Origin of the sequence: Streptomyces corallincola (assembly GCF_019104725.1) — a bacterium.
In the GTDB taxonomy this organism is placed as follows: Bacteria; Actinomycetota; Actinomycetes; order Streptomycetales; family Streptomycetaceae; genus Streptomyces; species Streptomyces corallincola.
Map to the genome: position 1 here is coordinate 46,484 of NZ_JAHRXF010000044.1, position 7,435 is coordinate 53,918.

General features: G+C 74.1%; 5 protein-coding genes. 4 read left to right on the top strand and 1 reads right to left on the bottom strand.

Annotation, left to right across the window (positions count from 1 at the left end; genetic code table 11):
* Window positions 1-165: 165 nt before the first annotated feature.
* Window positions 166-1,800, top strand: a complete 1,635-nt coding sequence (locus KUM39_RS22950) for a multicopper oxidase family protein (protein ID WP_217787649.1) — start codon at window positions 166-168, stop codon at window positions 1,798-1,800.
* A 302-nt stretch (window positions 1,801-2,102) separates the two neighbouring features.
* Window positions 2,103-4,514, top strand: a complete 2,412-nt coding sequence (locus tag KUM39_RS22955; protein ID WP_217787657.1) for a SpoIIE family protein phosphatase — start codon at window positions 2,103-2,105, stop codon at window positions 4,512-4,514.
* A gap of 71 nt (window positions 4,515-4,585) precedes the next feature.
* Here the strand turns inward: KUM39_RS22955 and KUM39_RS22960 are convergent, their stop codons facing one another.
* Complete coding sequence (locus KUM39_RS22960; RefSeq protein ID WP_217787658.1) at window positions 4,586-5,122, bottom strand: RNA polymerase sigma factor; 537 nt, start codon at window positions 5,120-5,122, stop codon at window positions 4,586-4,588.
* 59 nt (window positions 5,123-5,181) lie between these two features.
* On the opposite strand from KUM39_RS22960, the gene KUM39_RS22965 reads away from it, so the two are divergent.
* Together KUM39_RS22965 and KUM39_RS22970 are read left to right on the top strand one after the other, a co-directional pair.
* On the top strand, window positions 5,182-6,567 hold the full coding sequence (locus tag KUM39_RS22965) for a serine/threonine-protein kinase (protein WP_217787650.1): 1,386 nt from the start codon (window positions 5,182-5,184) through the stop codon (window positions 6,565-6,567).
* 171 nt (window positions 6,568-6,738) lie between these two features.
* On the top strand, window positions 6,739-7,435 hold a 697-nt coding region (locus KUM39_RS22970; RefSeq protein WP_217787651.1), incomplete at its 3' end, for a DUF4232 domain-containing protein.

Here is a 7,435-nt window from a genome sequence, read left to right on the forward strand (position 1 = left end):
GCCGTCACGGTACCGCGCCGGTACTCACCCGTAAATGTCGGCATGTCAAGCCCCCGCCGACCCGGTACCCGGCGCGGGGCGCGGGTGGACGGGCGCGCCGACACCGCTCGGACGCGCCGCCGAGGTTCCATCACATATCACTGCAAAAAGTGTCTTATTTTCTTCATGCACACACCTTCGCGGCGTACCCTGCTCCGGGCCCCCATCGCTGCCGCCGGGGCGGGACTCCTGGCGGCCTGCACCGATTCCGGCTCCTCCCGCCCCTCCGGCCCCCAGGGCGGAGCGGCGGCCGAGGGGCCCTTCGTCCCTCCGGGGCCGAAGGGATATGTCGATCCGTCGGGTCCGGAGGTCCGCGCCGCCGAGCGGGCCCGGGGCGCGGGCCGGGTGCGGATGCTCAAGGTGACGGCGGCCGAGACGGAGCTGGACCTCGGCGGACGGCACGTGCGGACCTGGGCCTACCACGACGAACTGCCAGGACCGCTGCTGCGGGTCACCGCGGGCGACGTCCTCAGCCTCACCCTCGCCAACCGGCTCCCGGAGACGACCACCCTCCACTCGCACGGCGTACGGCTGCGCTGCGACATGGACGGCGTGCCGGGCCTGACCCAGCGGGAGATCCCGGCGGGCAGCGACTTCACGTACCGCTTCACCGCGCGGGACCCCGGCACCTACTTCGTCCACTCGCACGTCGGCATGCAGCCCGACCGGGGGCTGTACGCGCCGCTGATCGTGGACGACCCGCGCGAACCCCTGAAGTACGACGAGGAGTGGATCGTCGTCCTGGACGACTGGCTGGACGGCGTGGACGGCTCCACCCCGGACTCGGCGCTCGCCCAGCTGATGCCGAAGGGCATGAAGCCGGGCATGGCGATGGGGGGCCCCGAGCACCCGGCGCCGAGCGGCCGGGCGAGCGGCACGGCGAGCCCGCACGCCTCGCACTCCGCGCACGCGGGCGGCGGCCCCTCGCGGGTGCTGCGCGACTCGCACAGCCGACTCCTCCAGGGCGACGCGGGCAGCGTGGACTACCCGCTGTACCTGATCAACGGGAAGACCCCGGCCCGGCCCGCCACGTTCCGCTGCAAGCCGGGGCGCCGGATCAGGATGCGCATCATCAACGCCGGGTCCGAGACCGCGTTCCGGGTGGCGCTCGGCGGCCACACCATGACGGTCACGCACACCGACGGCTACCCGGTGGCGCACAAGGAGACCGACGCGCTGCTGGTGGGCATGGCCGAGCGCTACGACGTGCTGGTCACCGCCAAGGACGGGGTGTTCCCGCTGGTCGCGCTGGCCGAGGGCAAGAAGGGCAAGGCGCTGGCCGTGCTCCGCACCGACAACGGCAGAACCGTTCCGCCGGTGACCGTGCGTCCCGCCGAGCTGGACGGCCGGATCATCCAGGCGCGGCGGCTCGAGCCGCACGAGTCGGTGGCGCTGCCCGACCGCGAGCCGGACCGCGAGATCCGCGTCCGGGTCACCGGGAACATGCACCGCTGGGACTGGGGCTTCGACCACAAGGCGTACGACGTCCGCCAGCGCCACCCGGTGCGGGCGGGCGAGCGGGTGCGGCTGTCGCTGATCAACTCCACCGACATGTGGCACCCGCTGCATCTGCACGGGCACACCTTCGCCATCGCGGGCATCGACGGGCGCGGCGTCCGCAAGGACACCGCCGTGGTGCTGCCGCACCGCAAGCTGGTCGTCGAGTTCGACGCGGACAATCCGGGCCTGTGGATGCTGCACTGCCACAACCAGTACCACTCGGAGAGCGGCATGATGACGATCCTCGGCTACCGCAGCTGACGCAGGCGTACCGCCCCGGCTGGTCCGGCCGGGGCGGTACACGCCCGGCACCCCGTTCCGCGCCGGATCGTTCACAACCGATCGTGAACGGGCGGACTCCGGCGGACTGGCACGCGGGTGCGGCACGGAATCGCCACCGGGCGCCCGCTTCGGACCCGGCGCGGCCGAAAACCGCCCCTGACCGGGGGTGACGGACCGCGGCGGCTCTTCCGGTCGCCGAACACGGGAGCCCCGGAAGCACTAGGCTGGAACCCAGGTAGTGCCACCTTTTCACTGTGAGTGTGCGCTTGGGAGCGGCGACGATGAGCCGGGTCTATCCGTTCGACGACGCGCCGACGGGCCGGGCCGTCATCGCCGACGACGGAACGCTGGTCGGCTGGAGCGAGGGCGCCCGCCGCCTGCTCGGCCATTCCGCCGACGCCGTCGTGGGCCGCCCCGCGGCCGAGCTGCTGGCCGGGCCCGTCCCGCCGGTGGAACCCACCGCGCGGCGCTGGGACGGCACGGTCGAACTGCGCCACCGGGACGGCCGTACGCTCCCGGTCTGGCTGCTCGCCCACCACCGCCCGGCCGCCGACGGCCGTCCCGGCGACTGGCTCGTCGTCACCCCGCTGTCCCCGGCGGCGGCCCCCCTCCCCGCCCCGCCGGACGACCCGCTGGACCGCGCGGAGCTGATCCAGGTGCCCTGCGCGGTCTCCATCTACGACGACACCCTGCGGCTGCGCCGGATGAACGACGCCATGTGCGAGGTGGTCGGGCTGCCCGAGCACCGGGTGCGGGGGCTGCGCCCGTCGGAGATCGGGGGCAAGCCGCAGAGCGAGGACATGGAGCGCGCGCTGCTCCAGGTGCTCTCCTCCGGCCGCCCGCTGGACGTGCAGACCTATATGCGCACCGGGGGCGGGGACCGGCCGCGTGCCTGGCTGGCCCGGATGGTGCCGGTCACCGACGACACGGGGCGAGTGCGGGGAGTGTGCCTGGCCGCCCACGACGTCACCGACAACTACCGCGCCCGCGAGCGGCTCCAACTGGTCAACGAGGCGAGCGTGCGCATCGGCTCCACCCTCGACGTCACCCGTACGGCGCAGGAGCTGGCGGACGTGTGCGTGCCCGCGCTCGCCGACTTCGTCACCATCGACCTCCTCGACCCGCCCGCCCACGGCGGCGAGCCGCCCGCCCGGATCACCGCGCCGGTCACGCTGCGCCGGACCGCGCAGCGCTCGGTGCTGGACGGGGTGCCGGAGTCGGTGCTCAAGCCCGGCCAGACGGAGGTCTATCCGCCCGGCTCGCCGCAGTGCGACTCACTGACGGCGGGCCGGACCATCATCGCCTCCGCGACCGGCGGCGACATGCGGCCCTGGCTGTCCTGGAACGCGGCGCGTGGCGAGCGGGTGCGCCGGTACGGGATGCACTCGTCGATGGCGGTGCCGATCCGGGCGCGCGGACTCACCCTCGGGGTGGCGGTGTTCACCCGGCACCGGCGCCCCGATCCGTTCACGGCGGACGACCGGCTGCTGGCGGAGGAGATCACCACCCGTGCCGCGGTCTGCGTGGACAACGCCCGCCGCTACTCCCGCGAGCGGGAGACCGCGCTGGCCCTCCAGCGCAGCCTGCTGCCCCGCACGCTCCCGCAGACGGCGGCCCTGGAGGCGTCGTTCCGCTATCTCCCGGCCGCCCGCGCCGGGGTCGGCGGCGACTGGTTCGACGTCATCCAGCTCTCCGGGGCGCGGGTGGCGATGGTGGTCGGGGACGTGGTCGGGCACGGAGTGCAGGCGTCGGCGACGATGGGCCGCCTGCGCACCGCCGTGCGCACCCTCGCCGACATCGACCTCGCCCCGGACGAACTTCTCACCCATCTGGACGACCTGGTGGTCCGGCTCTCCGCGGAGCACGGCGTGGACGGCAGCCCCGGCGAGGTGGGCGCGACCTGTCTGTACGCGGTCTACGACCCGGTGTCCCGGCGGTGCACGATGGCCCGCGCGGGACATCCGCCGCCGGTGCTGCGGGAGCCCGGCGAGCCGCCCCGCCAAGTGGAGCTGCCCGCCGGTCCCCCACTGGGCGTGGGCGGGCTGCCGTTCGAGTCGGCCGAGGTGGAACTGCCCGAGGGAACGGTCCTCGCGCTGTACACCGACGGTCTGGTGGTGTCCCGCGAGCCGGACGCGGAGCAGGGCGCCCAGCGGCTGTTCCCGGCGCTGTCGGCGTACGCGGACTCCCTGGACGAGACCTGCGACCGCATCCTGCACTCGCTGCTGCCCCCGGGCGGCACCGCCGACGACGTGGCGCTGCTGCTGGCCCGCACCCGCGCGCTGCCCGCCTCCCAGGTCGCCACCTGGGACGTGCCCGCCGACCCGGCACGGGTGGCGAACGTACGCAAGCAGGTGGTGGAGCGGCTGGAGGAGTGGTCGCTGGAGGAGATGACGTTCACGGCGGAGCTGGTGGTGAGCGAGCTGGTCACCAACGCCATCCGGTACGGCGCCCGGCCGATCCGGCTCCGGCTGATCCAGGACGCCGACACGCTGATCGTGGAGGTCTCCGACACCAGCCACACCGCACCGCACCTGCGGCGCGCGAAGACGTTCGACGAGGGGGGCCGCGGGCTGCTGCTGGTCGCCCAGCTCACCCAGCGCTGGGGCAGCAGGCACACCCCGGAGGGCAAGACGATCTGGGCGGAACTGGGCCCGCAGGACGAGGGCCTGGCGTTCGGCGGGGACGTGTTCTAGCCGCGGCCCGCGCCTGTTCTAGCCGCGGCCCGCGCCGAGCGAGTACGGGGCGGTCCGTGCCGACCGGGGGTTCACTGCGCGCGCAGCCAGGGCCGTACCTGCTTGCGGGCCTCGTGCAGCCGGGACTTGAGGGTGCCGAGCGGGACGCCGATGCGTTCGGCGACCTCGGCGTAGTCGAGCTGGCAGATGTCCCGGTAGACGAGCGGCGCGACGAGCTGGGGGTGTTCCCGCTCCAGCCGGTCCAGGGCGTCCAGCAGATCGACGCGGGACCCGGCGATGACGCTGGTGGTGCGCGGGTCCACGTGCTCGGAGGGCTCGAAGACGACGGGCTGTTCGGCGGCGCGGCGCTTCAGCTCGCGGTACTTCTGCCGACAGCAGTTGGCGACCACGGTGTACAGCCAGGTGCTGAAGCGGCTGCGGCCCTCGAAGGAGCCGATGTGCCGGGACACCTGGAGGAGCACGTCCTGCGCGGCCTCCTCGGCGTCCTCCCGGCAGGGCAGGAAGCGTCCGCAGCGGCGCAGCACCTCCGGGCGCAGTTCGGCGAGCAGCCGGTCGAGCGCGGTCGGGTCCCCCGTCGCCGCCTGCCGGGCCAGTTCCTCGACCGTCATACCGTCGTGCACGTCGGGGTTCTCCTCGGGGTCGCTCTCCAGGCAGGCATGATAGTCGCATGCACTCCCTGGAGCGGATCGGCCGCTACCGCCTGGAACGGCGCCTCGGCACCGGAGCCTTCGCCACGGTGTGGCTCGCCCACGACGACGACCTCGACGCGCCGGTCGCGGTGAAGGTCCTCGCCGACAACTGGGCGCACCGGCTCGACATCCGGGAGCGGTTCCTGTCCGAGGCGCGGCTGCTGCGCCGCGCGGGCTCGTCACGGGTGGTGCAGGTCTACGACATCGGGGAGCTGCCCGACGGCAGGCCGTACTTCGTGATGGAGTACGCCGACGGCGGCACCCTGGCCGACGCGGCGGCGGACGGCCCGCTGCCCGTGCCGCGGGCGCTGGCGCTGACCGCCGAGGCCGCGCGGGGCGCCGCCGCGCTGCACGAGGCGGGGATCGTGCACCGGGACATCAAGCCGACCAACGTCCTGCTGCACACCGCGCCCGACGGCACGACCCGGTTGCTGCTGGCCGACCTGGGGCTGGCCAAGTCGCTGGCGCAGGCGTCGCAGCTGACGCTGGCGGCGGGCTCGGCGGGGTACCAGCCGCCGGAGCAGGCGGAGCCGGGCGCGGGCATCGACGCGCGGGCCGACGTCTACAGCCTGGGCGCGGTGGGCTACAACCTGGTGACGGGCACGGTGCCGGGACCGCCGGGCCGGGCGGTGCCGCCGGTGCGGCTGCGGCCGGAGCTGGGCGACGAGGCGCAGCGGGCGCTGCTGCGGGCGCTGGAGCCGGACCGCGAGCGGCGCTGGCCGACGGCGCTGGCGTTCGCGGCCGAACTGGAGCGGCTGGCCGGGACGTTCGGCCGGCGTCGTCGGCTGGACGGGCTGCGCTCCCGGCTCGGCACGGTGGCCCTCGCCGGGGCCGGGGTGACGGCCGCCGCGGTCGCCGCCGTCGTCGTCACCCTGATGCAGCACCACCCGGACACCACGGCCGCGCGGACCACGGTGAAGGACGCCTCGGACCGGGTGTCGGTGCAGGTGCCGTCCTCGTGGGCACGCCAGTTCCGTGACTCCGGCTGGGACCCGCACGCGCTCGGGCTGGCCCGCGGCCATGAGCCGGGGCTGGTGGTGAGCGACGACCTGGCCGACTGGCCGAACCTGAAGGCGCCCGTGGACGGCGCGTTCGTCGGCGTCAGCGAACATGGTGAGGTCGGTCCGCGGGTGGACGCCCTCGCGCACACGGACTGCGACTACGCGGGCGGGCAGGCGTTCACGGACGCCCACTGGACAGGCCGGGTGCGGACCTGGACGGGGTGTCCGGGCGGCGGCACGGTCACCGAGACGGCGCTCAGGCCGGTCGGCGGAGCGGCTCAGCCGCAGGTGTACGTGCAGGTGCGCCAGCGGGACAAAACGGACGCGACGCCGGGCATACTCCGCTCGCTGCGGGTCATCTGAATCCGTGGGCGGGGACGGTCGGAGGGGGGTGCGCGAAGCGGGCGCCCGGAAAAGAATCCGGCGGTCTCCGAACTTTTCCTCCGGGTCCGTCATCGGATGTGGTGACGGCGCACCCGGCGCCGACGGCACGCGCGGGACGCGTGCCATGACGATCCAGGAGTGTTGAGCGACATGGCGTACTCTTCCCGGTCCTACCGCCGCGGAGCCCTCTTCGCGGGCGCGGCTGTCATGGTGGGTGTGCTCAGCGCGTGCGGCGGCCAGACGGCCTCCGGTCCGCAGAAGGACCCGGGGACGGCGGGCCCGGCCACCGAGGCCCCGCAGGGCTCCGACTCCGCCGCCTCCTCGTCGGCCTCCACCCCGACCGACGCGGCCTCCGCCTCGGCCAAGGGCTCCGACTCGGCGGCGGCGTCGGCGTCGGCGGGCGGGCAGACCAAGGCCGACAGCGCGGCGTCGGGCAGCCGCTGCCACACATCGGAGCTGAGCGCTTCGGTGGGCACCAACAATCCGGGCGCCGGGCAGGAGAACTTCCCGCTGGTGCTCACCAACAAGTCCTCCCGCACCTGCACGCTGACCGGTTATCCGGGTGCGGCGTTCGTCAGCGCCTCCGGCTCCCAGCTCGGTGCGGACCCCAAGCGGACCTCCGGCTCCCCGGTGACCGTGACGCTGCGTCCGGGACAGAGCGCCTGGTCCGGTCTGACGTTCTCCAACCCGCAGGTCAGCGGTGCGAAGGCGGCCAAGCCCGCCGCGCTGCTGATCACCCCGCCGAACGAGAAGGACTCCCTGAAGGTGTCCTGGTCCGGCGGCGACGTCCCGGTGTCCGGCAACTCCTCGTCGTCCACGCTGACCGTGCTGAACTCCGGCACCGGCG